At 46.4% G+C, this 24,027-nt stretch carries 33 protein-coding genes; 8 read left to right on the top strand and 25 right to left on the bottom strand.

All coding sequences use genetic code 11. The annotated features are described in order from the left end of the window. Positions 1–33: 33 nt before the first annotated feature. Positions 34–915 (bottom strand): LysR family transcriptional regulator, encoded by an 882-nt coding sequence (locus tag ABWV76_RS01410; protein ID WP_353375038.1) that lies wholly within the window; start codon positions 913–915, stop codon positions 34–36. Between the two features lie 97 nt (positions 916–1,012). On the opposite strand from ABWV76_RS01410, the gene ABWV76_RS01405 reads away from it, so the two are divergent. Both ABWV76_RS01405 and ABWV76_RS01400 read left to right on the top strand, forming a co-directional pair. Continuing rightward, positions 1,013–1,666, top strand: coding sequence for a hypothetical protein (locus ABWV76_RS01405; protein WP_353375037.1), 654 nt, complete (start codon positions 1,013–1,015; stop codon positions 1,664–1,666). Position 1,667: 1 nt separating this feature from the next. After that, on the top strand, positions 1,668–2,300 hold the full coding sequence (locus tag ABWV76_RS01400; protein ID WP_353375036.1) for a type 1 glutamine amidotransferase: 633 nt from the start codon (positions 1,668–1,670) through the stop codon (positions 2,298–2,300). A 163-nt stretch (positions 2,301–2,463) separates the two neighbouring features. Here ABWV76_RS01400 and ABWV76_RS01395 read toward each other — a convergent pair whose 3' ends face one another. The 4 genes from ABWV76_RS01395 to ABWV76_RS01380 form a co-directional block, all read right to left on the bottom strand. Further along, entirely contained in the window at positions 2,464–2,925 is a 462-nt protein-coding gene (locus tag ABWV76_RS01395; RefSeq protein ID WP_020414690.1) for a hypothetical protein, read from the bottom strand. Between the two features lie 320 nt (positions 2,926–3,245). Beyond that, complete coding sequence (locus tag ABWV76_RS01390) at positions 3,246–4,562, bottom strand: sodium ion-translocating decarboxylase subunit beta (RefSeq protein WP_353375035.1); 1,317 nt, start codon at positions 4,560–4,562, stop codon at positions 3,246–3,248. Positions 4,563–4,578: 16 nt separating this feature from the next. Then, positions 4,579–6,369 carry a sodium-extruding oxaloacetate decarboxylase subunit alpha gene (gene oadA, locus ABWV76_RS01385; RefSeq protein WP_020414688.1) on the bottom strand — a complete coding sequence of 597 codons (1,791 nt, stop codon included), beginning with the start codon at positions 6,367–6,369 and terminating at the stop codon, positions 4,579–4,581. Between the two features lie 56 nt (positions 6,370–6,425). After that, on the bottom strand, positions 6,426–6,659 hold the full coding sequence (locus ABWV76_RS01380) for an OadG family protein (protein ID WP_020414687.1): 234 nt from the start codon (positions 6,657–6,659) through the stop codon (positions 6,426–6,428). A 481-nt stretch (positions 6,660–7,140) separates the two neighbouring features. Here ABWV76_RS01380 and ABWV76_RS01375 point away from each other — a divergent pair, with 481 nt between their 5' ends. Both ABWV76_RS01375 and ABWV76_RS01370 read left to right on the top strand, forming a co-directional pair. Beyond that, positions 7,141–8,145 carry a tRNA dihydrouridine synthase gene (locus tag ABWV76_RS01375; protein WP_353375034.1) on the top strand — a complete coding sequence of 335 codons (1,005 nt, stop codon included), beginning with the start codon at positions 7,141–7,143 and terminating at the stop codon, positions 8,143–8,145. A 39-nt stretch (positions 8,146–8,184) separates the two neighbouring features. Continuing rightward, positions 8,185–8,505 (top strand): helix-turn-helix domain-containing protein, encoded by a 321-nt coding sequence (locus ABWV76_RS01370; RefSeq protein WP_353375463.1) that lies wholly within the window; start codon positions 8,185–8,187, stop codon positions 8,503–8,505. A gap of 56 nt (positions 8,506–8,561) precedes the next feature. On the opposite strand, the gene ABWV76_RS01365 is transcribed toward ABWV76_RS01370, so the two are convergent. Continuing rightward, complete coding sequence (locus ABWV76_RS01365) at positions 8,562–8,873, bottom strand: hypothetical protein (RefSeq protein WP_353375033.1); 312 nt, start codon at positions 8,871–8,873, stop codon at positions 8,562–8,564. Positions 8,874–8,914: 41 nt separating this feature from the next. Here ABWV76_RS01365 and ABWV76_RS01360 point away from each other — a divergent pair, with 41 nt between their 5' ends. After that, positions 8,915–9,037: a SymE family type I addiction module toxin gene (locus ABWV76_RS01360; protein ID WP_353375032.1), complete on the top strand. Its 123-nt coding sequence runs from the start codon at positions 8,915–8,917 to the stop codon at positions 9,035–9,037. 65 nt (positions 9,038–9,102) lie between these two features. Here ABWV76_RS01360 and ABWV76_RS01355 read toward each other — a convergent pair whose 3' ends face one another. From ABWV76_RS01355 to ABWV76_RS01345, 3 genes are read right to left on the bottom strand one after another with little or no spacing between them, the layout of a single operon-like run. Further along, the gene (locus ABWV76_RS01355; protein ID WP_353375031.1) at positions 9,103–9,384 is read right to left on the bottom strand and encodes a hypothetical protein; all 282 of its coding nucleotides are present in this window, start codon (positions 9,382–9,384) and stop codon (positions 9,103–9,105) included. A gap of 2 nt (positions 9,385–9,386) precedes the next feature. Next, positions 9,387–10,373 (bottom strand): hypothetical protein, encoded by a 987-nt coding sequence (locus ABWV76_RS01350; protein ID WP_353375030.1) that lies wholly within the window; start codon positions 10,371–10,373, stop codon positions 9,387–9,389. Beyond that, positions 10,370–10,573: an RHS repeat-associated core domain-containing protein gene (locus tag ABWV76_RS01345; protein WP_353375029.1), complete on the bottom strand. Its 204-nt coding sequence runs from the start codon at positions 10,571–10,573 to the stop codon at positions 10,370–10,372. The genes ABWV76_RS01350 and ABWV76_RS01345 overlap by 4 nt, the downstream gene beginning before the upstream one ends. Positions 10,574–10,576: 3 nt before the next feature. On the opposite strand from ABWV76_RS01345, the gene ABWV76_RS01340 reads away from it, so the two are divergent. Next, positions 10,577–10,723 carry a hypothetical protein gene (locus tag ABWV76_RS01340; RefSeq protein WP_353375028.1) on the top strand — a complete coding sequence of 49 codons (147 nt, stop codon included), beginning with the start codon at positions 10,577–10,579 and terminating at the stop codon, positions 10,721–10,723. A 110-nt stretch (positions 10,724–10,833) separates the two neighbouring features. Here the strand turns inward: ABWV76_RS01340 and ABWV76_RS01335 are convergent, their stop codons facing one another. The 9 genes from ABWV76_RS01335 to ABWV76_RS01295 all read right to left on the bottom strand — a co-directional run bounded on the left by ABWV76_RS01335 (position 10,834) and on the right by ABWV76_RS01295 (position 17,814). Continuing rightward, positions 10,834–11,259 (bottom strand): hypothetical protein, encoded by a 426-nt coding sequence (locus ABWV76_RS01335; protein ID WP_353375027.1) that lies wholly within the window; start codon positions 11,257–11,259, stop codon positions 10,834–10,836. Continuing rightward, positions 11,259–12,743, bottom strand: coding sequence for an RHS repeat-associated core domain-containing protein (locus ABWV76_RS01330; RefSeq protein WP_353375026.1), 1,485 nt, complete (start codon positions 12,741–12,743; stop codon positions 11,259–11,261). The genes ABWV76_RS01335 and ABWV76_RS01330 overlap by 1 nt, the downstream gene beginning before the upstream one ends. 163 nt (positions 12,744–12,906) lie before the next feature. Then, positions 12,907–13,374 carry a S1 RNA-binding domain-containing protein gene (locus ABWV76_RS01325; protein ID WP_353375025.1) on the bottom strand — a complete coding sequence of 156 codons (468 nt, stop codon included), beginning with the start codon at positions 13,372–13,374 and terminating at the stop codon, positions 12,907–12,909. Between the two features lie 166 nt (positions 13,375–13,540). Continuing rightward, positions 13,541–14,065 carry a hypothetical protein gene (locus tag ABWV76_RS01320; RefSeq protein WP_353375024.1) on the bottom strand — a complete coding sequence of 175 codons (525 nt, stop codon included), beginning with the start codon at positions 14,063–14,065 and terminating at the stop codon, positions 13,541–13,543. A 373-nt stretch (positions 14,066–14,438) separates the two neighbouring features. Beyond that, positions 14,439–15,002, bottom strand: coding sequence for an RHS repeat-associated core domain-containing protein (locus ABWV76_RS01315; protein WP_353375023.1), 564 nt, complete (start codon positions 15,000–15,002; stop codon positions 14,439–14,441). 142 nt (positions 15,003–15,144) lie between these two features. Further along, on the bottom strand, positions 15,145–15,633 hold the full coding sequence (locus tag ABWV76_RS01310; RefSeq protein ID WP_353375022.1) for a hypothetical protein: 489 nt from the start codon (positions 15,631–15,633) through the stop codon (positions 15,145–15,147). 37 nt (positions 15,634–15,670) lie between these two features. Next, entirely contained in the window at positions 15,671–15,850 is a 180-nt protein-coding gene (locus ABWV76_RS01305; protein WP_353375021.1) for a hypothetical protein, read from the bottom strand. A gap of 233 nt (positions 15,851–16,083) precedes the next feature. Further along, on the bottom strand, positions 16,084–16,560 hold the full coding sequence (locus ABWV76_RS01300) for a hypothetical protein (RefSeq protein ID WP_353375020.1): 477 nt from the start codon (positions 16,558–16,560) through the stop codon (positions 16,084–16,086). A gap of 9 nt (positions 16,561–16,569) precedes the next feature. Further along, positions 16,570–17,814 (bottom strand): RHS repeat-associated core domain-containing protein, encoded by a 1,245-nt coding sequence (locus ABWV76_RS01295; protein WP_353375019.1) that lies wholly within the window; start codon positions 17,812–17,814, stop codon positions 16,570–16,572. Between ABWV76_RS01295 and ABWV76_RS01290 the strand changes: the two genes are divergently transcribed. Then, positions 17,797–18,030, top strand: coding sequence for a hypothetical protein (locus ABWV76_RS01290; RefSeq protein ID WP_353375018.1), 234 nt, complete (start codon positions 17,797–17,799; stop codon positions 18,028–18,030). The two genes, ABWV76_RS01295 and ABWV76_RS01290, sit on opposite strands and share 18 nt — an antisense overlap. A 48-nt stretch (positions 18,031–18,078) precedes the next feature. Here ABWV76_RS01290 and ABWV76_RS01285 read toward each other — a convergent pair whose 3' ends face one another. The 5 genes from ABWV76_RS01285 to ABWV76_RS01265 all read right to left on the bottom strand — a co-directional run bounded on the left by ABWV76_RS01285 (position 18,079) and on the right by ABWV76_RS01265 (position 22,815). Continuing rightward, positions 18,079–18,501, bottom strand: coding sequence for a hypothetical protein (locus tag ABWV76_RS01285; RefSeq protein WP_353375017.1), 423 nt, complete (start codon positions 18,499–18,501; stop codon positions 18,079–18,081). A 549-nt stretch (positions 18,502–19,050) separates the two neighbouring features. Then, on the bottom strand, positions 19,051–19,419 hold the full coding sequence (locus ABWV76_RS01280; protein ID WP_282951167.1) for a hypothetical protein: 369 nt from the start codon (positions 19,417–19,419) through the stop codon (positions 19,051–19,053). After that, entirely contained in the window at positions 19,412–20,221 is an 810-nt protein-coding gene (locus tag ABWV76_RS01275) for a hypothetical protein (protein WP_353375016.1), read from the bottom strand. The genes ABWV76_RS01280 and ABWV76_RS01275 overlap by 8 nt, the downstream gene beginning before the upstream one ends. A 361-nt stretch (positions 20,222–20,582) precedes the next feature. Further along, complete coding sequence (locus ABWV76_RS01270) at positions 20,583–20,924, bottom strand: hypothetical protein (protein ID WP_353375015.1); 342 nt, start codon at positions 20,922–20,924, stop codon at positions 20,583–20,585. Further along, positions 20,917–22,815, bottom strand: coding sequence for an RHS repeat-associated core domain-containing protein (locus ABWV76_RS01265; RefSeq protein WP_353375014.1), 1,899 nt, complete (start codon positions 22,813–22,815; stop codon positions 20,917–20,919). Before ABWV76_RS01265 ends, ABWV76_RS01270 begins: the two co-directional genes overlap by 8 nt. A gap of 42 nt (positions 22,816–22,857) precedes the next feature. On the opposite strand from ABWV76_RS01265, the gene ABWV76_RS01260 reads away from it, so the two are divergent. Beyond that, the gene (locus ABWV76_RS01260) at positions 22,858–23,037 is read left to right on the top strand and encodes a hypothetical protein (RefSeq protein ID WP_353375013.1); all 180 of its coding nucleotides are present in this window, start codon (positions 22,858–22,860) and stop codon (positions 23,035–23,037) included. A 72-nt stretch (positions 23,038–23,109) separates the two neighbouring features. Here ABWV76_RS01260 and ABWV76_RS01255 read toward each other — a convergent pair whose 3' ends face one another. Both ABWV76_RS01255 and ABWV76_RS01250 read right to left on the bottom strand, forming a co-directional pair. Beyond that, complete coding sequence (locus ABWV76_RS01255) at positions 23,110–23,580, bottom strand: hypothetical protein (RefSeq protein WP_353375012.1); 471 nt, start codon at positions 23,578–23,580, stop codon at positions 23,110–23,112. Position 23,581: 1 nt separating this feature from the next. Continuing rightward, positions 23,582–24,013: a hypothetical protein gene (locus tag ABWV76_RS01250; protein ID WP_282951151.1), complete on the bottom strand. Its 432-nt coding sequence runs from the start codon at positions 24,011–24,013 to the stop codon at positions 23,582–23,584. Positions 24,014–24,027 lie beyond the last annotated feature (14 nt).

Here is a 24,027-nt window from a genome sequence, read left to right as displayed (position 1 = left end):
ATCCGCAGCTAAAACTAAACACTTTACTGTCAACTAAAAAAAGCCTATCAATTTATCCAACCAACTACCGTCCCCACCCCTCCAAACAATGAAAAGGTCCTCCTGGGACTGAACACGCCCCCCTTCAACCTTAAGTTTCACTCCCCCCATCTCATCCACTAGCGCTTCTGGAAGGAAGGCAAGTAATTCAGCCTGCATTACAAGCCGGCAAAGCACGCCATAATCATTCACAACCGCGTGTATTTTTCTTGAGAAGAGATCTTCTGGCCACCCATCACTGCCTATACCCCGCTCCTCCCCACAGAAAGGAGATATTCGTGGAGCAGCAAAAGGGTATTGCAAAATATTGTCCAACGTCACCACCACTTCGGAATGACCACCACTGGCCAATGGATGCTCAGGGCCAGCCGCTATACACATGCAGGTTGAGCCAATACTGTGGACCTCCATAGAAGAAGGAACCTGCCCTAGCACCACTCCCGAAATTAGTGCCATATCCACCTCACCCCGAATCAGCATCTTAAGGGCCAAAGACTCAAAAGCAGATATAAATGACAGGCGTATGTTTGGCTGGTATATCGTTACTTGCTTCTGGATGTGTGCAGCCCAAGTTAACTGCAACATGGCAGGCGCAGCTATCCGGCATTCCAAGTGAGTACCAAGACCGCCAACTTCTACCCGGGCTTTCCTGGCAAGAGTAACAATCTCACTAGCACGACTTTGTAGTCTGCGACCCTCATCATTGATCTTGAGTTGCTTTCCCACACGCTCAAAGAGGCGTACACCCAGCTCCCCCTCAAGACGGCGCAAAATTTTACTCAGCCCCCCAGGCGTCATGTCCAGTCGGTCAGCAGAACGTTGCAGGTTCTCAGTAACGGCAATATCGAGAAATTTCTCTAATGCTTCTATTTCCATTTTGGAATCAAATATTGAGTAAAATGAATCGATTCATCACTAATGTACATCTAGAATCCCTAAGTCTCAAAAACGTAGAAAAGCACAGTAGTAACCGATGAAGAAATTTGTTCTGGCCTGGATGATTTTCATTCAATCAAGCTTATCCCCGGCACTAGCATCAGCTCCCTCCCATAATGACCACTCAATCGGCGTTCATGGTATGGCACTGTTTTCTATAGATGGCCAGTTGATAGCTTCTCATATGCCTCTTCATGGCGGGCGCCACAGTCACCAGATTATTCTTACACTTAAAACCAATGACCACGTCAAAGTGGACGATTTAGTTCAGGGCTCTGAACTTATCACGCTTGAGCCCGAACAATTCTCATTAAACAAACTACGCAGTGGAGAGTTAAAGTCCTTTTCCGCCAGAGTATTTAAAGGACACTTTGAGAGGGGGGGTAAAGCTGGCCAGGATCCTATTCGTTTTGAAGTAACAGGAAAATTACTAGATCACCCCTTAAGACAAGGGGGAAATGGTTCCTATCAACTAGTACAACATAATAATTTTGCACTACTGATCCATGAGATAGCTTCCAACCCTAGTTTCGACCAAATTCTGCTAGTCAACGTCACTCCAAATTCCCCGATAGAAATTAGTATTGATAGTGAAAAACCACTAACGAGCAAGAGCTGGCCTGAAAAGTTGACAAAGGCAGGCATTGACTTAAAGAAGCAACTGTATTTTGAAAGACAGGACTTTCAATAAAGTGGGTAAACATATTTTAATTATCCAACATGAGGAAACCGAAGGAGCAGGATATATTTCAGACTGGGCCCGAGATCATCATGTTTCACTTACCACAGTAAACCCACAAAATTCTCATCTGCCAAAAGGCCAGTTTGATGGCATCATTCTCTTGGGTGGGATGATGAACGTTGATGATCGCCATAAATTGCCATGGCTTGCCGATGAGATTGAATGGTTGAAAGGTTATATTGAGCAAGCTGTGCCGATATTAGGCATTTGCCTGGGCGCACAGATTCTTGCCTATATATTGGGGGCAAACATCCGACCATTAGATCAGGAAGAGATGGGCTGGCTACCAATAAAAGGCTCCCACAAACTAAACCTGAATATCGAAAAAGTATTTCAAGCCCATAGCTATTATTTTGATATCCCGATTGGAGCCGAGCGCCTAGCCGAATCTGAGCAATGTCCAAACCAGGCATTTTTATTCAAGGAAAAAGTACTGGGTATACAATTTCACCTAGAGTGGCCACAAAAAGTTATTGCCGCACTATTCCCGGGCTTTTATAAATCCTACGGTTCCCCTCAAAGCAACCACATAGCAAGTAAAAAAGCACTATTTAGACTACTTAATACCCACTTCGCACTCTAGATTAAGCCATAACTTAATTTTCAGTAAAAAAAGGGAGTAAGCCAAAGCGGCGTTCTAGCAGTTAAATGACTAACAATGGAAACCCGTGGGGGAAAATCGGACGAGGGCCTACAAACGCTTATTGTAAGCATCATCAGGATAGCAGGCCCTATCATCCAAAAACTTATTCGTTAGAACAGGTAATTTTATTTTCGAAACAGACTCCGCCGCGTTGAGAGCAGGTCTCAAGCAACTTCCCTTTCGCCTCTACACGAGTGAACCCTTTAGAATGCATACCTCCCGCTCGCATATCCTTCATATAGCATGCCCACTTAGGACGCTCCTCTACGGGTTGGAGCACCACCCCTGTTTGCGCTCCATTCGATTGTTCCTCAACCATCGTTTGTAACTGCAAAATCATATCTTGCATAGAACGAATGTCCTTACGAAGCCTCACAACCTCTTTCTTCAACTTGCGAACTTCACTTGAACTCTGATCTTCACCCCTAAGGGAATGAACCTCATTGCGAAGCTTTACAACCTCCCTCTTAATCTCTCTAAGGTCTTGTGAGGTTACATGATTGTCATGAGCCATGACTGGAGCAGAGAATAAGGCCAGGGAAATAAGGAGAGGCAAACTACGCATACTTGTACTTCCAATACAGTTTCTTATAGCACGAAATTAACTGGAAGAAATATAACGTAATTAACCTTAACTCAAAATGAATTTTGTTTTGGGAGAGAACCTCTAAAGCCTGCGAAAAGGCATCATTAAAATTGGCACAAATCTAATTTGTACTTTGAGGACTCGTTATTCTTCGATTATCAAAAAGCCACGAAAAGTAAACAAAATCAACAGCCAAAATGGCTGCAATTTCTGACTAGATTACGAGTCTCTTACTGCAGGACAACGAAAAAGGGGCAAACCGAAGCTCGCCCCTTTTTTGAAGTTACTAATCAGATAAATCAACCACCCGCAAGGCTACGCACCATACTGATCATCACTCCGGCTGCAACCGCAGAGCCAATGACACCTGCCACATTCGGCCCCATTGCATGCATCAACAGGAAGTTATGGGGGTTGGACTCAAGCCCAACTTTATTTGATACCCGCGCGGCCATTGGTACAGCAGATACTCCAGCAGAGCCAATTAAAGGGTTCACTTTGTGCTTACTAAACACATTGAGCAACTTGGCCATCAATACGCCCGCAGCAGTACCAATAGCAAATGCCACAATACCCAAGGCGAGAATACCGAGGGTTTTTGGATCCAGGAATTTATCGGCGGCAAGCTTGGAGCCGACAGACAGACCGAGGAAAATTGTAGTGATGTTGATCAGGGCATTCTGGGCAGTGTCGGATAAGCGAGCCACTACACCACACTCTCTCATCAGGTTGCCAAAACAGAACATACCTAACAGTGGAGCTGCCGCCGGCAGGAACAGGGCAACCAGGATCAACAATAACAGCGGGAAAGTAATCTTCTCTCTCTTGCTCACATGCCTCAACTGTACCATCTCAATGCGACGCTCCTGCTCTGTAGTCAGGGCACGCATAATCGGCGGCTGGATCATAGGGACCAATGCCATATAGGAATAGGCTGCCACGGCAATTGCACCAAGGAGATCTGGAGCTAGCAGGCTCGAGACATAGATGGCTGTAGGACCGTCCGCGCCGCCGATAATCCCGATAGCCGCTGCATCAGCAATTGAGAAATCCATAATCCCAGCCACAGAGAGACCTACCGCCCCAAGCACCGTGGCAAAAATACCAAACTGAGCGGCTGCCCCCAGGAACAAGGTGCGAGGGTTGGCAAGTAGCGGGCCAAAATCCGTCATGGCACCAACCCCCATAAAGATCACCAGGGGTGCCACACCGGAAGCAATAGCTACCGAATAAAAGTTGTACAACATTCCATTATTGAAACCGGCATCCCTTGCAAACTCTGCAGCCTGAACCTGCACTGCAGCTGGCGCACTACCTAAGGCCTCCTTCAATGCCCCCAAGCTCGCCCCGCTCTCCAAGCCGAGAATCTGCCCCATCTGAGCCAGCACACTGGCATCTCCCTGAGTCAGTGCTGTTTCTGCAGCAGAAAGTGCCAGATCGGCCCCAGGAATATTTGCCAGGATTCCACCAAAGCCGATAGGAACCAGCAGCAGCGGCTCAAATTTTTTGCGAACGGCAAGGAATAGCAATCCCAGCCCCACAATAATCATGACAAACTGGCCAGGCGCCATTTGAGAAACGCCGGACGATTGCCAAAGACTGATTAAATTATCCACTTGCGACTCCTACCTGCTATGCGATAGACAGCAGGGCATCACCCACCGCCACGGAATCGCCCTCTTTGACTGCCACATTGGCAACATTACCGCTTCGGGGAGCACTCACCACAGTTTCCATCTTCATAGCTTCCAGAACCAGGATGGCCTGCCCCTCATTGACCTGATCACCTGGTTTCACCATTACCTTGAAGATATTACCTGCGAGCGGCGCATTTACTGGCTCTCCGCCAGTTGCAGATATTGGGCTGGTATTAGCAGCAGGAACAGGGGCAATACCATTTACCGGAGCAACACCAGTCAGGTCACCACCATCCGCAACTGTAACGGTGTAACTCTGCCCTTCTACAGTAACTGTATAGACCTCCTCACCTTTATCATTCTTGACCGCACTATTCTCCTTTCCGGTTGGAACCGGCTCAAAAGCATCGGGGTTATTGCGGTTTTTCAGGAACTTCAAACCAATCTGCGGGAAGAGTGCATAGGTGAGTACATCGTCGATTTCACTCTCTCCATTGGTGAGTGCAATATCCTGCTCGCCGGCCTTCTCCTGCAGTTCTAAAGTGAGCTTATCCAATTCAGGGGTGATCAGGTCGGCCGGTCGGCAAGTGACTGGAGCTGCTCCGTCGAGCACACGGGTTTGCAGCTCTTTATTGACCTCGGCAGGAGTTGAGCCGTACTCACCTTTTAGAACAGCAGCCGTTTCTTTTGAGATAGATTGATAACGCTCGCCGGTCAGCACATTCAGCACCGCCTGGGTGCCGACAATCTGCGAGGTGGGAGTTACCAGTGGGATATACCCCAAATCCTGACGCACTCGGGGAATTTCTTCGAGAACTTCATCGAGGCGGTCCCCCGCGCCCTGCTCACGCAATTGGTTCTCCATATTGGTCAGCATACCGCCCGGAACCTGGGCCACCAGGATACGGGAGTCCACGCCTTTCAGAGACCCCTCAAATTTCACGTACTTCTTGCGCACCTCGCGGAAATAAGCCGCAATCTCTTCCAGCAGGTTGATATTCAGCCCGGTATCGCGCTCAGTGCCCTCCAAAATAGCTACCAAGGCTTCAGTAGGGCTGTGACCATAGGTCATAGACATTGAGCTGATAGCCGTATCGACATTGTCGATTCCGGCCTCGATACACTTAAGAGCTGTCGCGGTAGAGAGGCCTGTCGTTGCGTGGCACTGCATATGGATAGGAATATCCACTGCCGCCTTCAAGCGAGTCACCAGCTCATAACCTTCATATGGACGCAAGAGGCCCGCCATATCCTTAATGGCAATGGAGTCCGCGCCCATATCCTCAATTTGACGACCCAAGTCTACCCATAGATCCATGGTATGCACTGGGCTCACTGTATAAGAGATAGTGCCTTGAGCGTGCTTATCCTGCTTTTTAACTGCGGCCAGTGCAGTTTTCAGGTTACGCATATCATTCATGGCATCGAACACGCGAAACACGTCCACACCATTTTCAGCAGCGCGCTCAACAAATTTTTCCACCACGTCATCCGCATAATGACGGTAACCAAGAATATTCTGGCCGCGGAATAACATTTGCTGGGGCGTATTGGGCATAGCTTTTTTCAGCTCACGAATACGCTCCCAAGGATCTTCGCCGAGATAGCGAATACAGGAATCAAAAGTGGCACCACCCCAGGATTCCAGTGACCAGAATCCTACTTTATCCAGTTTTTCCGCGATGGGCAGCATATCGTCCAGTCGCAGACGTGTTGCGAACAGTGACTGGTGGGCGTCGCGCAGGACTACATCGGTAATCCCCAATGGCTTTTTAACCTCAGTCATGGGTTATCTCTCTCGGCAGAAATGATTAAATGTTGTTCAGATGCGAATTAATACGGCTAGCGTTTTTTTCTATGTTGTTCGATTGCCGCTTTGATAACAGCATGCAGACGCGCGTTATCGCCTGATGGGGAGTTTGTTGAAGATACGGCCGGCTCGGCCTCGGGAAAATAACGTGTGATAACTCGGGACATAATACTGGTACCAATCACCAGCAATAACAGGAAAGTAAAAACAATCCCCATCCCGAACAGCGTAATATCCAGTCCCTGTTGAAAAAGTAAATCTTGCACTATCTTATTCCCCCTAAGTTTTCAGGCGCGATCAAAACCATCCCCACTCGTGCCTGCCCCTATAATTTTTGCGCCAGCTTGAGGTCAGCCTCGCCCTTGCAGGAGTCTTTTCAAACCCTCTATCGCATGTGCCTATCCGTCCCGCAATCTAATTCCCGAGACTTGCAAATACAACCACCCCAAAACTTCCCTGGGCACAATTTACAAAACTATCTACTATCTGAGCCCCATTCAGCAGCATGGAAGCTTGAACAATTATCTATTATCAATACAAGTTGCTTTTAAAATCAAACACTTAATGGTTTCAGAGGCAACTGTGACACGCTGTTCAACATGCTCAATTTTAGTGCACGCCCCCTTCGCATAGAGGCTGATCCTCCTAAATAAAACTACGTATGAATGAGTGTTTTTACAAAACCTAACCAACTAGCTGATAGAATATGCGCCAACTTTTAGCCTTTATTTCTCCATTTTCAGCTTTATGACCGACAAGACAGATTCCCAGCAGCCAAAGATTTACCAGGCTCCTATGGAGGGAGTTATCGACCACCATGTGCGCGAACTGCTCTCAACTGTCGGAGGCGTCGATGTCTGTGTCACAGAGTTTGTGAGAGTGATAAACACCCGGTTGCCCCGTCGTGTATTTACAAGACTCTGCCCCGAACTGCTGCAAGATGCCGAAACAACCACCGGCACCCCGGTGCGCCTGCAACTGTTGGGCGGAAACCCAGAAGCTATGGCCGCGAATGCCATAAAGGCCGTCTCTGTTGGGGCAAAAGCTATCGACCTGAACTTTGGCTGCCCGGCAAAGTCCGTCAATAACAGTGATGGCGGTGCCTGCTTATTGCAAAGCCCCCATCGCGTGGAAGCGATTGTTGGCACTGTGCGCCGAGCCGTCCCGGAAAGCATCCCGGTGACCGCTAAAATCCGCCTGGGTTTTAATGACAGATCCTCTTACATGGATAACGCTATGGCGGCAGCCGCGGGAGGCGCCAATGAACTGGCAGTACACGCGCGCTCAAAGGTAGACGGTTACAAGCCACCCGCTTATTGGGAATATATCGGGGAGATTCGCCAACAGCTGGAAATACCCGTTATCGCCAATGGCGATATTTGGACTCTCAAGGAGTTTCAGCGGTGCCGTGAGGTAACAGGCTGTAGCGCATTTATGTTTGGGCGTAGCCTTTTGGCCAGGCCGGACCTCGGCTTACAAATTAAAGCCTATTGTTCGGGGGAGAACTATATCCCTATGGCCTGGCAGCAAGTATTGGAACTGCTCTGGGGATACTACCAAACAACCAGGGAAGTTTATCCAGCTAAATACCTGGGCAACCGAATCAAGCAGTGGCTGGCATATCTCAAACTCGCCTTTCCTGAAGCTCAATTATTTTTTGACAAAATTAAGCGCTTGCGAGAAGCGGAAGCGATCGAGAATCTATTTTTTCAAGAGCGCCGTGGTGAGCAAGAGAAGTTTGAGGCTGCTTGAGTAAAGCTATCGTCCGCCAAGCGATACAGAGACTTTACCCTGCGTGGTGAGCGCGAGCTGACCCAGCAACAGATGGCCGACGCCACCGGGGTTCATGTCAATCGGCTTCGGCGCTATGAAGCCGGGGCAACACAGCCTTCCCTGGAGGCGTTAAAAAAGATTGCTGTCGCCATGAGTATCACCATTGACTCACAGGTATTCGAAGAAGACGAGCGCGGACTGGATGAGCAGCTAAGTCTGCAATTTGAAGCTATCAGCCAACTGCCAACGGAAGAGAAAGAGATCGTCAAGGAGTTGCTGGACGGGATGATTATTAAGTATCAATCCCGGCGTTGGGATGCCAAGCGGCAAGTCGGTTAAACAAAAAACCCCGCTGGGGTCACCAGCGGGGCTTTTAGTGGACATCCAGAAACAGGCTATTTATTTGAAATTAGGATGATTTGACATAAAACAACTGATATAAAAATTAGGCACTGAGCCCAAAGCAATTTTTTTAACCTGGCAACCCTTTTCCTAGTAGAATGACTTTCAATTGATTCTAAATCAGAGCTAACAAGCCATTTAAAAAATACAAATGATTTATTAATTTCACTACTGAAGTCCACACCAAAATCTTTTGATTCTAAAATTAATTTAGATACTTTACGACTTTCAAATAGCCAAAATGCAGTTGTAAATACCAATCCAATAAATCCAATTAAACATAATGTAGCTATCGTCATCAGCATTTATCCCCCTTCGCAATCTATTTAATTAAATCAGTTACTAAGTGACGCCGCCTGTGCCTTGGATTCAACTTAAAGGTAAATGGCTAGCTAAGGCCGGATTTAACATCGACACACCGATCAAAATTGAAGTGAATGATGGCAAATTGGTATTAACCGCCGAATAAAAAACAAAGCCCCGGGAGATTATACTGCTGGGACTTTCAATTAAATTTTATTCGTTACGCCCCCTTTAACCAACTGGCCGACAATAGCCCGTATAACGGTAGCCTGTAATAATCCCCTCCTGATTCACTGTCCAGTAATGAATACAGGAAGGGTCTAATTTTTTAAGGTGGTATTTATATTCTTTTTGGCAATCCGATAATGTTTTTATCTCGTCGGGTGGACCATTTAAATCACTGTACAATGTGATCGGCTCTCCGATAAGTACTTTGCTTTTATCATCCCAAGAAACAAAATACGAACATCCCACAAAAAGCACTACCACCAGTAATAAATAAGCGTTACGCATAGTTAGTATCCCACCACATAGGGTAATTGGCGACCACGGTCTCTTTCTTTATTGCGACTATACGTTGTCGCAACACCAATAATCTGACCAGTATTGAGATAGGTTAAGGGCTGTCCCAACGCTGCTGCATAGGTAAAGGCTGCGGCTGGAATCATACCCGGGACATTTAATACATCTCGTGCAAGACCAGTACCTAGCGACACCTGCATCACATCATGCACACCAGCCACAGCATTAATCCCAGGCACTTGGTTCAGCGCTTCAGAGAGACGACCACCTTCACAGGCAACACAGTCAGGATTTAATTTTGCGTTTTGGGTGCCTATATTGTTAGCGCCTTCAACGGGCTTTTGAAGTTCTCCCTTTCCAACGGCGTCTCCTCCAGGCCCCATATCTAAGTCATAACCCACAACCTTTTTGTAAAGGCTGGGTAATCCCTGCAATGCAGTTAAGAATGCTGCAGCCTTCGCCCCATTGGCAAACTTACCACCCGATACTGCAGAGGCTGTACCGCCAACGATCGCGGCTGCAATGACTCTCGCCGCACTAAAGCCAACATTGCCAGCATCTATTGAATCTATACCTCCTGCAAAGGCCTGGGTCACACCCGCTGCGGCAAAGCCGTGTTTAAACTTCCCTCCCTGAGCCGCAGACAGTAAACCACCGGTAACCGAGTGAGCAAAGACTTTCGCTGCATAGCCATAGCCGTTCAGACCCGTACCCATGATGCCTTTGCCGACAACCCCTTTCGTTGCCCATGTCGCCCCCTGAAAGGCATTGCCAATGCCCATAAATGCCACAGCACTGAAGGCACCCAAAAAGGCCCCCTTCACAGTGCCACTTTGCACCGCTCCCGCCGCGGCGCCGCCAATTAGCACCGCTGCCGTGGCCTGAGTACTAGTGACTGCCGTACCGAAGTAGCCCCAAGCCGCACCTGATGCAGTGCCAGCTGAGTAAATGGTAATTGCCAGAGCAACCACCGGCTTCACACAGAGTCCCGGTACTTATTCCAAGAACTATACCCCGAAGGATCCGTATAAGTCAGCGGGTTGTTGTGCACATAGGCGTAGCGGTTGTAGCCCTGGACCGAAGTCACCCCATCAATCAGCGGATCTGCGGAGACAAAGCGGGCCAGGGTCGGGTCGTAGACCCGTCCGTTCATATGGATCAGGCCCACCTCATCCAGCATTTCATGGCCGGTATAAATGAAGTGCTATTTAAGCGCTTCAAGCTGCTGGAGACTTTTGATGATCAAGACAAGGACACGGTGATTCGGGTGATCGATGCGATTATCGCCCAGCGCCAGGTGGAACATGCCATGCGGCCATTAGAGCGCTAACTACTGGTAGTTAGCGCTCTAGGTTTCTTATTTTTTGGGGGGCAAAAATCAATTTCCCAAGTATAAAAAGTAAGCTTGCCCGGGCGTTTTACAATTTCTATATATTGAGTTCAAGCCTTCTCAAAAAGACTCTTATACCATTTTCTTGACGCATCATCCTTCAACCAATCTACAACATCATCAACAAAATGCGGCTCTGGTGTGATGTCCTTCCTGTTTAACTCTCGGTCAGAAAAATCAAAGGAGAAAATAAGTTTTTCCCCATCCAGCAGGCTAAAGCTCTTCTCAGCTTTAGACTTCTGTTCCACCTTAGCACTAAAGGAGGGCTCGCTTACATCGTACCAGCAATTTTTAAATAATAAAAAAAGCTTATTTTTTATCACAATTAACGCAAACAGCCTTCCATTCAGTTTTATTCCATATCCATCCTTCTTCTTTAAAGAAAAAAATCTTCTTTTCACACTTTCCACACCCTTACTAACCTCAAAAGAGATACAAGGGCAGTGAGCATTTTTAATTAGATATAAGTCAGACATTAATCACCCACCGGAGCTGTACCCAAAGTTCCAATCACTCCAAGACCGCCAAAAACTGCATCATACCCAGGATTAGAGCGGCCAAGTTTTGAGACCGCTAAAGAGTAATTACCACCAGACCTAGCCCAATAATATGAGGGGTTAAATTTAGGTACACGATATAGAAAACCAAAACTCATAACTTTTAAGGTATCCCTACCTATAGAGTTGATTGCGAAATTGGTATAAGTACTTGGCCCCGCTCTTGCCGCAAGACTAAACATTGAATAGCCAGCAGAGATACCCACACGAACGCCACCTAAGAACATTAATTCAGGAGCACTAGGCTTAGCCATACCTGTAGCTAAAGGATTAATTAACGTCCCAGTATTAGAATCAAAACTATAGGCTGTCGTACCATCTGCGCTAACTGTGTTACCAAACGGTCCGACCTCAACGGTAACCGGAACACCATTTTCATCAAAATAGGTTCCTGGCACTGGAGAAAAATTACCGGTCGGCCTCTTTTGTGCAGTAGGATGATTCTCATGATTAAAGGCCCTGGAAAACGCCGCGGTTATCGCCCCATTGGCAAATTTGCCTCCAGAGACCACCGAGGCTGTGCCGCCCACAAGCGCCGCTGCAACGACCCTCGTCGCACTAAAGCCAACATTGCCAGCATCTATTGAATCTATACCTCCTGCAAAGGCCTGGGTCACACCCGCTGCGGCAAAGCCGTGTTTAAACTTCCCTCCCTGAGCCGCAGACAGTAAACCACCGGTAACCGAGTGAGCAAAGACTTTCGCTGCATAGCCATAGCCGTTCAGGCCCGTACCCATGATGCCTTTGCCGACAACCCCTTTCGTTGCCCATGTCGCCCCCTGAAAGGCATTGCCAATGCCCATAAATGCCACAGCACTGAAGGCACCAAAAAAGGCTCCCTTCACCGTACCGCTTTGCACCGCTCCCGCCGCGGCGCCGCCGGCAGCGGCCCAGCCCACCGCCGCTGCATAATTTGTACCTTGCAGGGCCACTAGAGACTGTCCCCCGGTCCAAATGACAATGGCCACGGCGACCACCGGCTTCACCACCGAGTCCCGGTACTTATTCCAAGAACTATACCCCGAAGGATCCGTATAAGTCAGCGGGTTGTTGTGCACATAGGCATAGCGGTTGTAGCCCTGGACCGAAGTCACCCCATCGATCAGCGGATCTGCGGAGACAAAGCGGGCCAGGGTCGGGTCGTAGACCCGTCCGTTCATATGGATCAGGCCCACCTCATCCAGCATTTCATGGCCGGTATAACCGCGATTGCTACTCAGGTGATTAAAGATTCCTACATTAAGTGTGCTAACCGTATTTGCAGGCGCGCCGGCAATTTGTTCCCAGCTCAATGCATTGCGGCGCTTGCCCCAGGCATCAAAGCTGTAAACCAGCTTGTTACCCGCAGCATCTTTGGTAACCTGACCGGTGCTATCGGTAATAACATCCAGGGAGCCCTGCAAGTCTTTGTGTAAATACTGGGTGCTGGTACCGGCAATTTCATCGGATGCATTCAGCTGTACGCGCTCGATAGTAACGCCTGCGATATTATGGAAGTGGGCTTGGAGTTGACTAGCGAACCCTAAAAATTAAAAATTCCTAGCTAAAAAACTAGGAATTTTTAATTTATTTAGCAGAGACAATCAATTTTTCCAAAGAAGGATCAACTGATTCAATTATAACCTCTATTGACGCTCCCACCTTTAACTTTGAATCTTCACTTTCTTTTTTCATCAAAAGCGAAACTGCACCTGTACTTAGCTTTATGAAATAACCAAACTCAGCTTCCCTACTAACAATTCCATTAAAGGCCTCTCCAGCTCGATATATGCTTGGATTACTCCAAGGGATTTTTTCAGGGTAAATATCTTTAACTGAGCCTCTAAATCGATTATCTGCTATAGCTACTACTTTTACATCAACCTCATCAGAGCAACTGTAGTCGTCATACATTTTTTCCAAAATTCCATAAGTATCCCAATCTAAATCAATTATGCGAACAACACCTTTACACCCATCCTTAACGACCTCTAAGCCAGAATCGTTTACATTTTCAACCTTGACTCTAATTATATCACCAATTTTAAAATCCAAATTTAATCTCCTATTGAGCACCAAACTTATCATAAAGCTCATAGCTTCCCGGAGAAACATGATAAATATTTGAGCTACTATTAAATTGCTCAATAGAAGCAGGCTTGATAGTCCTTGACGACAAAGCCCCGGCAGGTTGCCCTTCCAGGGCTTTGATCTGACCCCATTATTTCCTGAGTGCATATTCTAAAATATCAAAAGCATTCTCACATATTTTTTCTGATCCATATGTGCATATTACGGGATACCATACGGTTTCTTTATCAAAGTCATTTACAATTCGATTTGATCCTAGATTTAGCCTCCTAAGCGCCAGCTCCATATCCGGACGCTCAGCCGCTATTTCAGCGACTTCGATAACGGAAAATCCTTCTGTATTAGTCGTATAGATCCCATTATGAGTTTTTAGAAAAACTAGATATTTACCACCTAACCTATCTGGCTTGTCAGAGAAATGACCTTCCCTGTGGGCAAAACTCAAAAAAGAGTTTCTCTTTTTTCCCTTTATGCTCTTTTCAAGAGATGCCTTAAGCAGATACAACCCTTCATTAGTCAACTTTCCTTCCGAGAGTTCAACAATTGCCACCACATCGGAAGAAGAAAAAAGTTGCTCTGCTGAAAAAGAAAATGGTATCTCCGCTATTGAACCTGAGCATCCAAATAGTAGTAATGAAATAATAAATTTCTTCATTTCAAATTTCCTTTACAACAATTTAGAACTTATATTGCTCCGTGGACCATTCTCCGCCTTCATATATGTGCCGCGTTACGTTGCCTCGGCCATAATCAGCAACAATCTGTGAAGGTCTCGTATAGCCTGTTGTATAAATGTCAATCCCACTAAGCTGCCTCCCTGAGGCAAATACCCAGCGGCCTCCTGCCCCAACAGTTGCCTGTAAATCTCCACTCCATACTTTCCCGCCAGATGGGTGGGTATGCCAAATGCTGTCCCGGACCTAAACGCACCATCGTGCGCACCTAAAGCAAAGCCGCCGTAGCCGCCCCATTAATAAACTTCCCACCAGTAGCCTCAGATACCAGCCCTGTAACCGCCATCTTCACCATCACATGGGTATCCTGGGCAAAACCACCACCGACCCCCGCTGAAATAAAGCCGTGGCCAAACTTGCCCCCGCCGATCTGCGCCCCCCCCCGATCACACCGCGAATGGTAATATTGGTCGTACTCCAGCCTCCGGGCATACCACTGAAGGCCGCCGCTGAAGCTGCTGCGAGTACACCATTCGCAAAGGCCCGGCCGATCTCACCGGTAACATGATAAGTTTGCGCCGCACTGTAAGCTGCCAGCGCACCAGGACAGCTAGGCCCCGTAGAGACACAAAGTGCTATCTGGGCGACAGCATTCAGCAGCGGTTTGCCAGCCATATAGCGATATAGATCGCGATTATTTATGAAAGCATCTCTGAACTTATTCCAAGAACTATACCCCGAAGGATCCGTATAAGTCAGCGGGTTGTTGTGCACATAGGCGTAGCGGTTGTAGCCCTGGACCGAGGTGATTCCATCAATCAGCGGATCTGCGGAGACAAAGCGGACGAGGAACAGTTGATTATCCGCGAACTGCTGGAAAGCATTATTGTGAAGTATGAGGCTCGGCGCTGGACGCATACCCGAATAAAAGCCCCGGCAGGTTATTCTGCCGGGGCTTTTATTCGGTTCAGTAAGATTACGATTTGAAGAAAGCCCAAGTCTTCCCTTTTTTCCGGTATATCTCTGTGCACCGGATATCCAGAATGTGTTTCATATCTCCCTATCTGCGTGTATCTTGAATAGCACTCACAGAATTAATATACAAAACCGAGTTATATACATAGATATACCAATGAGCATATCTCGTTAGATAAAGCTGTTCACCACAAGAGACACTATCGGCAACTCCCTCAACAACTTCAAATTTCCCACTATTTATTAACTGCCGACTTATCGTCTCTGGCATCCCATCCGCAACTATCTCTAACTGCGGTCCACTGACAACCAAGTATTTTAGCTCACCTTTATCTATTGCATTATTCGCTTCTACAACAGGGTCTTTCAAAAGATATTTACGCAGTATTTCAGCTTCTTTACACGAAGAATTTTTGTCGTACGTCTTTGATTGAGACAAACTATACAACCTATCCATATCCTCATTTAAGTGAGAAATAAACTCTTTTTTATTAAATTGATTTACCACTTCGTCACTCTGAGCAAAAACAGAACTTAAGACCAAGATTACACTAAAAAAAATTTTATTAATCATTGTTTATTGCTTATATGCATTAGCTAGTCGCGATAAGTCACTTGCTTTTTCCATATATATGATCAGCAGGTGACGTCAGAAAACTAGATGGAATACCATTAGCAATAGCGCCATCCAAACCAAATATACTGCCTCCTATCTCAGCACTTTTACCAAAGAATAAGTTAGGATTTGGTGAAACCATATATTCAAGTTGAATTCCTGCATCAAGCCCCAATACCTCTTCAGAGGCGTAGAAATAAAAACCCTGCTCCTCAACTGTTAAGGGATTACCGTCTAAATCACTTTTAAAGTAACCACCACCAAAAGCAATGCCCCACTTACCGAATACGAAATCACCTCCTACCCCTATCGCGGTTGTTTCGCCTGGCCGTATGAAGTAATCAGTAAGCTTCCTTTTGAAGCGCCCCCATATACCTTCCTGCCCCTTTTGTGCATGAGAATACTCCCTTACTTATCTAGATCTAAACAAAGCACTCCAATACCATCTGATATTTCGCTAAAGAAACCAAGACTAACATCTGAAAGGCCGTAGTCATCTACATTATTCAGCTTTACCAAAATACCGTAACCAGATTTCTCTACAAACATAACCGATTTCAAATCGGTTATATGCCCACCTTCAAATGAGCTTGTTTTTGGGCCTATAAGACGCACCTGTGATAACTCACTATTGAAATTAAGCATGTCCCAATTAAAATTTACAGGGTAAAAATATCTACCCGGAACCTTTAATCCACCTCTAACTACATCACTATGAGAAATAACTTTATCTTCTACATTCTCTTGAACCCAAACTTTTAGATATTTAGAGATGGTCTTATCAGAAGCCATGCGCTTAAGTTGATTGCAATATTCTATTTTTGAATTACTGCAAGATGCAGTTAAAATTACTACGCAAAAAAACAAAAGTACTCTAAAAAGCATAATCACATCCTAGTAGTTTTTATTGTAAAAGCTATGACCTTTCTTTGACCACAAATGCGCGTCACGACCAAAAGCCTGCCCCAAATTGTGAAGAACAGGTTTGCCTTGGTATATATCGCGGATATTATGATACATCACAGCCGTCTCAAGCCCACCGGCTGTCCAGCCTCTAGCAGCAAAATACCCACCAATTACATAGTAGTTGATATCAGATCCGGAAAAATTACCTGAAACGCCTTCAACAGTGAAATTTTTTGAAACGAAAGGGTCGTCGAAAAAGGTACCATCTGCAAATTCAGCTTCTGCTTTAAAAGCATCTAACGATAAAGCCTGTATTCTTTTCCTATCGTAAAAACTAAAATCATCTCTCATTATTGCGTCTAGATCAGCTGAAGGCACGTGATACGTCCCATCTGGGTTATCTTCAAAAAAGGCCTCCATTCGGCCAACAGCCTCTTCAGCTGTCACCTTTTGTGCAGTAGGATGATTCTCTTCATTAAAAGCCCTGGAAAACGCCGCGGTTATCGCCCCATTGGCAAATTTGCCTCCAGAGACCACCGAGGCTGTGCCGCCCACAAGCGCCGCTGCAACGACCCTCGTCGCACTAAAGCCAACATTGCCAGCATCTATTGAATCTATACCTCCTGCAAAGGCCTGGGTCACACCCGCTGCGGCAAAGCCGTGTTTAAACTTCCCTCCCTGCGCTTCTGAGAGCAAGCCACCAGTCACTGAGTGAGCAAAGACTTTCGCTGCATAGCCATAGCTATTCAGACCAGTGCCCATTACTCCTTTTCTGACAACCCCTTTCGTTGCCCATGTCGCGCCCTGAAAGGCATTGCCAATGCCCATAAATGCCACAGCACTGAAGGCACCAAAAAAGGCCCCCTTCACCGTGCCGCTTTGCACCGCTCCCGCCGCGGCGCCGCCGGCAGCGGCCCAGCCCACCGCCGCTGCATAATTTGTAGCTTGCAGGGCCACGAGAGACTGTCCCCCGGTCCAAATGACAATGGCCACGGCGACCACCGGCTTCACCACCGAGTCCCGGTACTTATTCCAAGAACTATACCCCGAAGGATCCGTATAAGTCAGCGGGTTGTTGTGCACATAGGCATAGCGGTTGTAGCCCTGGACCGAGGTGATTCCATCAATCAGCGGATCTGCGGAGACAAAGCGGGCCAGGGTCGGGTCGTAGACCCGTCCGTTCATATGGATCAGGCCCACCTCATCCAGCATTTCATGGCCGGTAGCGAACACCCACCGGCCAACCTGCTGGTAGACCTGGCGCAGGCCCTCAAGGTCAGCACGGACGAGCTACTCGGTGTTAAGCCGGTGAAGAAGATCAAGCAGCCAGATTCCAGATTGCTGCGACGGATGCAGCAGATTGAGAAGCTGGACGCCGCCACCAAGCGGCAGGTGATTCAGGTGATCGATACGTTTATCGAGAATGCCAAGCTGAAGAAACAGGCTTGATAGGCCATAACGACAAAACCCAGCTTTTAGCGCTGGGTTTTACATACTTTATGGCTTCTTCTTGCTCCATGGGTATACTTTTTTTTCCTTATCCTTGTGTAAAATTTCAACAGTTTTTTTCCCTTCAAAATCTTCTACTGGAAACTCATGGGGCACAATATCAGCTTCAGGATTCCACCTAACTTCATATGGACCAGCCTCATTGATTTTGAAAAAGAAACTTCCATCCTTACCCGTTTTTACTGTCGCAATCTTCTCCCAACCACGCATTGAGAATAAGGGCTTTTTTAATTTAAACAAGGATACTTCTATATCAACTAGCGGTTGCTTTGAAGACTCATATAAAATCCTGCCCTCTAACATTTTACCATCCTCTAATGACTCTCCGTTTAGTTGAGCACACACAACAAGAAGAAAGAAAAAGACTCCGATTTTTAACAAAATAAATTTTCTATATAGTTGTCGAACCATAATATATCTCAAAAAGAATCCAAAGAATGTCGAATGATATTTAGGTGAGACACAGGAACGCCACTACTATAGTTTGCGCCAGTAAAATTCGTTTGATTTACATTTATAAATGAAGATGATACAGGACTACCCCAATAGGGATTACTACCCCACCATCCAAAACGACCACCTGTTCTTGGGTTACGCTGATAGAAGTTATGCGCTTGACCAACGTTATTATATTTCAATTGAAAGGTTGTGCTATCAAATAAACTGTGTACATCAAAAGTGACTAGATGAGAAACACTGATATCCTGCTTGCCAAGAGCATTGGTAACGTTGATAGCTGCATTTCCGCCATCGCAAGGTGGTCACTGTGCCTTTACCGTTGTCATCCACCCGCTTGAAGCGGCTGCGGTCCGGGCCGTAGGAGAAGCGCGTATCGTGGCCGCCTTTACTAATCAGGCTGGGTTTATCAAAGACGGTGTATCCAGCGTACGACTGCCTGAAAAGCCCCACCGGGGTCACCAGCGGAGCTTTTTTAGGGATACACAGAAAGAATTGATACTCTTACTCTATGGATGACTTCGATTCGCTATTTCTTGTTAGAGTAATTTTTCCAAAATCTATAACTGAGTCAGACTCAGATCCAAGTGACATTGAATCTGAATTAAAAAACCATTTTCCAACTCCATCATCACAGACAATCTCAACTTCATATACGCGTGCCCTTCTCCCTACAACATAGTCCACAAAAAATTTTTCATTTATGTCATACGAAATAAGCTCGGCGCCATCTCTCTGCAAACTCAGCAAGCAATTCATAGGCTTTAATGTGGCTTCAGGAGTTGAAAGCTCACCTCGAAAAACAATAACATTTTCCCCAACACCCACACACGCACTTAAAAGCAAGCTCATTACAACAATGAATTTAATCACGGTATGAATCCTTTATCTGCTTAAATCGCTTGAGATTATTTTTCGCGAAGCCTTTAGCCTCAATTTCCCATTTATTATTATCATACCCATTTCTAGCATTCTCAATTAAATACCCCGTTCTTGTCATCCTTCCTGTATTCCACTGTTCAATAACATGGTAATACTCCTCAAGAACAGTAAATGGCCGATCAAAAAAATGTTCTTTTGACTTCCTCAGGTAAATACTATCAACCCTTGTAGTAGCATAAGTATTTGTAACTTCTGTTCGCCAATCAAACTCAAATATGGAGATATTTACAACATCAACTTCAAAGCCGAATAGTGTTTCAATGGCCATCAAACTTAGAATTTCTTCTGTAGGAGCAGGCCCAAGGTCATAGCCCTCCCAGTCAAAATCATTATTTGCTTCTCTCTTTTGTTCAGGAGGGTGCCCCTCATCATTAAAAGCCCTGGAAAACGCCGCGGTTATCGCCCCATTGGCAAACTTACCACCCGATACTGCAGAGGCTGTACCGCCAACGATCGCGGCTGCAATGACTCTCGTCGCACTAAAGCCAACATTGCCAGCATCTATTGAATCTATACCTCCTGCGAAGGCCTGGGTCACACCCGCTGCGGCAAAGCCGTGTTTAAACTTCCCTCCCTGAGCCGCAGACAGTAAACCACCGGTAACCGAGTGAGCAAAGACTTTCTCTGCATAGCCATAGCCGTTCAGGCCCGTACCCATGATGCCTTTGCCGGCAACCCCTTTCGTTGCCCATGTCGCCCCCTGAAAGGCATTGCCAATGCCCATAAATGCCACAGCACTGAAGGCACCAAAAAAGGCCCCTTCACCGTGCCGCTTTGCACCGCTCCCGCTGCCGCGCCGCCAATTAGCACCGCTGCCGTGGCCTGAGTACTAGTGACTGCCGTACCAAAGTAGCCCCAAGCCGCACCTGATGCAGTGCCAGCTGAGTAAATGGTAATTGCCAGTTAGCTGTAGCGCCACCCGCTAGTGCTGTACCACCAACAGTCGTCTTCACTGCGGTGCGCATATTGTTCTGTGACTGGTGGTCTGCGATTTCCTCTGAAGATGTGAATGTATGTGAGCGAATTGCGCACAAATCAGAATTACATTTCAATTTCTCAAAGTGGCCACCAACAGTATTCACCTTTTGTGCAAGTTAACCGCTTTTTATGAATAAAACAAATGCACACACAAGAACTAAAATCGAGAATAATATTGACACCCTCCCAAAGAGAATATGTCTCTCACAAATTTTAGCTAGATCTATATCTTTAAAAAATTTAAATTCTTTATCCTTTAAAAATTTATTGAATAATTTTTGCTTTTCGAATTCATTTGAATCAAAAGAATCAGACATAAGTAAGCTGTGATACTTATCTGGATACAACTCCTTTAACTTACTTTTAATCATAGTCTTATATTTCCATGCTGCCACGGAAGTTAAAGCCGTTAGAAGAATGAAAACAATAAAAAAAACAGAAATAAGAGAGCTATTCATTAAAATTAAACACCTCGTATTTAAATCCAATCACCGGCCTGGCAACAGAGCCTCCTCGAACTAGACCAATTCCAACCTTTCCACTCAGACCATCAGACCCTAACGCTCCAGCTGCTTTAACACCAAATAAACCATATATAGGTGTAGCAATAGATGTTTTTCCCAGAAAGTTTAGTCCTGAGTCATTACCCGGAAATAAAGGAGCCTTAAGATTTAAATCTGCAGTCAGGGAGTAACTATGCCCCCCAACATAGCCTGCACCTCCGAACAAACTAAGACCGTTTTTATTTAGGACGAGATCAATCTTTATCCCTGAATGTTGCGAAACTAATCTAAGTCCAGGGATCTGCCTAGTGTAAGAGGCAGTAATTGAGCCGTTCTCTACAATTTCATTAGCTAAGTACTCAAGAAGGTTTATCGGGTTCAGAGAGTTTAGAATGTAGCTGTTAATTGAATCCCTAGTCTTTTGTGCAGCAATTACTGGACCCTCTTCCATAAATCGCCGATGGTCACTATTGGTTGCGAAACAAAAACCATCAGGACTAGAGGACCAACAAGCATCGGGATCTTCCATAGCAGAACCAAGGAAATGGCTGAAAGCAGCAGTCGCAGCCCCATTAATAAACTTCCCACCAGTAGCCTCAGATACCAGCCCTGTAACCGCCATCTTCACCATCGCATGGGTATCCTGGGCAAAACCACCACCGACCCCCGCTGAAATAAAGCCGTGGCCAAACTTGCCCCCGCCGATCTGCGACAGCACCCCCCCGGTCACACCGCGGATGGTAATATTGGTCGTACTCCAGCCTCCGGGCATACCACTGAAGGCCGCCGCTGAAGCTGCTGCGAGTACGCCATTCGCAAAGGCCCGGCCGATCTCACCAGTAACGTGATAAGTTTGCGCCGCATTGTAAACTGCCAGCGCACCAGGACAGCTAGGCCCCGTAGAGACACAAAGTGCTATCTGGGCAACAGCATTCAGCAGCGGTTTGCCAGCCATATAGCGATATAGATCGCGATTATTTATGAAAGCATCTCTGAACTTATTCCAAGAACTATACCCCGAAGGATCCGTATAAGTCAGCGGGTTGTTGTGCACATAGGCATAGCGGTTGTAGCCCTGGACCGAAGTCACCCCATCAATCAGCGGATCTGCGGAGACAAAGCGGGCCAGGGTCGGGTCGTAGACCCGTCCGTTCATATGGATCAGGCCCACCTCATCCAGCATTTCATGGCCGGTATAACCGCGATTGCTACTCAGGTGATTAAAGATTCCTACATTAAGTGTGCTAACCGTATTTGCAGGCGCGCCGGCAATTTGTTCCCAGCTCAGGGCGTTGCGGCGCTTGCCCCAGGCATCAAAACTGTAAACCAGCTTGTTGCCCGCAGCATCTTTGGCAACCTGACCGGTGCTATCGGTAATTACATCCAGGGAACCCTGGAGGTCTTTGTGTAAATACTGGGTGCTGGTACCGGCAATATTATCCGATGCATTCAGCTCGATACGCTCGATAGCAACCCCTGCGATATTGCGGCGATAGAAGCTCTTGATAGTGGCACCGGTGGTGCTGCGCTCGATCACTTTCTCGATGCTGCCGATCTGCAAGGTGGTCACTGTGCCTTTGCCGTTGTCATCCACCCGCTTGAAACGGCTGCGGTCCGGGCCGTAGGAGAAGCGCGTATCGTGGCCACCTTTACTAATCAGGCTGGGTTTATCAAAGACGGTGTAATCCAGCGTACGACTGCCTGAGTCGCTACTCATATTGCCGTTGTCGTCGTAGTGATAGCTGGTATTGCCGGCTTTGGTTACGGCATGAGGGCGTGGGCCACTGTACTCATAGCTACCGACGCCCGTTTTATAGGTGATATTGCCGGCATCATCGTAGCGCACCTCCTGGGTGGCAGTTTGGCTGTCGGCCAGATTACTGTCACCATGAGTATCACCATTGACTCTCTGGTATTCGATGAAGACGAGCGCGGACCGGATGAGCAGCTAAGGCTGCAATTTGAAGCTATCAGCCAACTGCCAACGGAAGAGAAAGAGATCGTCAAGGAGTTGTTGGACGGGATGATTATTAAGTATCAATCCCGGCGCTGGGATACCAAGCGGTAGATCGGTTAAACAAAAAGCCCCGCTGGGGTCACCAGTGGGGCTTTTTAAGAGGGGCCAGAAACAGGCTTCAGATTAAGGGAGCCTGTAAATAGTAGACTTAGTAGTGCGACTTAAACTCTTAAATACAACCGTAAAGCAAGTATCTTCTACCAAAGAACTATCTACAAAAAAGTACGCTTCACCCACCGGCAGAAGTGCTTCCCGTTTATTAGTACTCAGAGAGACATTTATTTTTCTAGCATAAGTAAATGATGTTGCTCGCTGCTCACCATTCAAACACCTAAGCAATTCCACCTTAAGCACCCCTCCCTCTTCAGGGAGGACTTCTAGCGTTTTTTTGTCAAAATCGAATTCAACAATTGAAATTGAAACAGACTGCCTAACATTAAAAGGTAATCTTTGATCGTCAGGAATTAGTTTTTTTGCTTCTAAGCGATCAATTTTCTCCATACGAATGTTTGATAGTTCAATTTGTTTTTCACCACAACCTACTAGAGGATAAACTACAACCAAAACCACTAGACAATGAATAACTAATTTCATTCTAAGGCCTACAATACTGGAAGCATATTTCCACATGATCTTTATTAATTAGAATATGAGCATCTGCATACCATTCCGGCTTATGCCCATACCAACCACCAGCTCTAGCGACAAGGTTATTCCTATTCATACCACCACCGGTAGCCACGTAATTTGTCCATGTTTCCGAGTATATAGCTACATTCGTAAAATTAGGTTTAAATCGACCAACAGGATCAACTGTAATTAGGTGATCTACACGATGGCCAGCAGCGATTACTCTTGCTGCAGAATTACCACCATAACTATGACCAATTACTGTTAGCGAATATTCAGAATTATTTTCATCAATCCAAGCAGCTAATTCTTTCTTCTGATGATGCTCGAAATATATATCTCCTTCTTTGCCATAAGCTTCATACATGCTTTTAACAAATTCATTTTTATCATCCATAAAACCGCCAACAT

The organism is Microbulbifer sp. NBRC 101763 (assembly GCF_040371615.1).
Lineage (GTDB): Bacteria > Pseudomonadota > Gammaproteobacteria > Pseudomonadales > Cellvibrionaceae > Microbulbifer > Microbulbifer variabilis.
The sequence above is the reverse complement of the archived record's forward strand: the minus strand, read 5'-3'. Positions and strand labels throughout refer to the sequence as shown.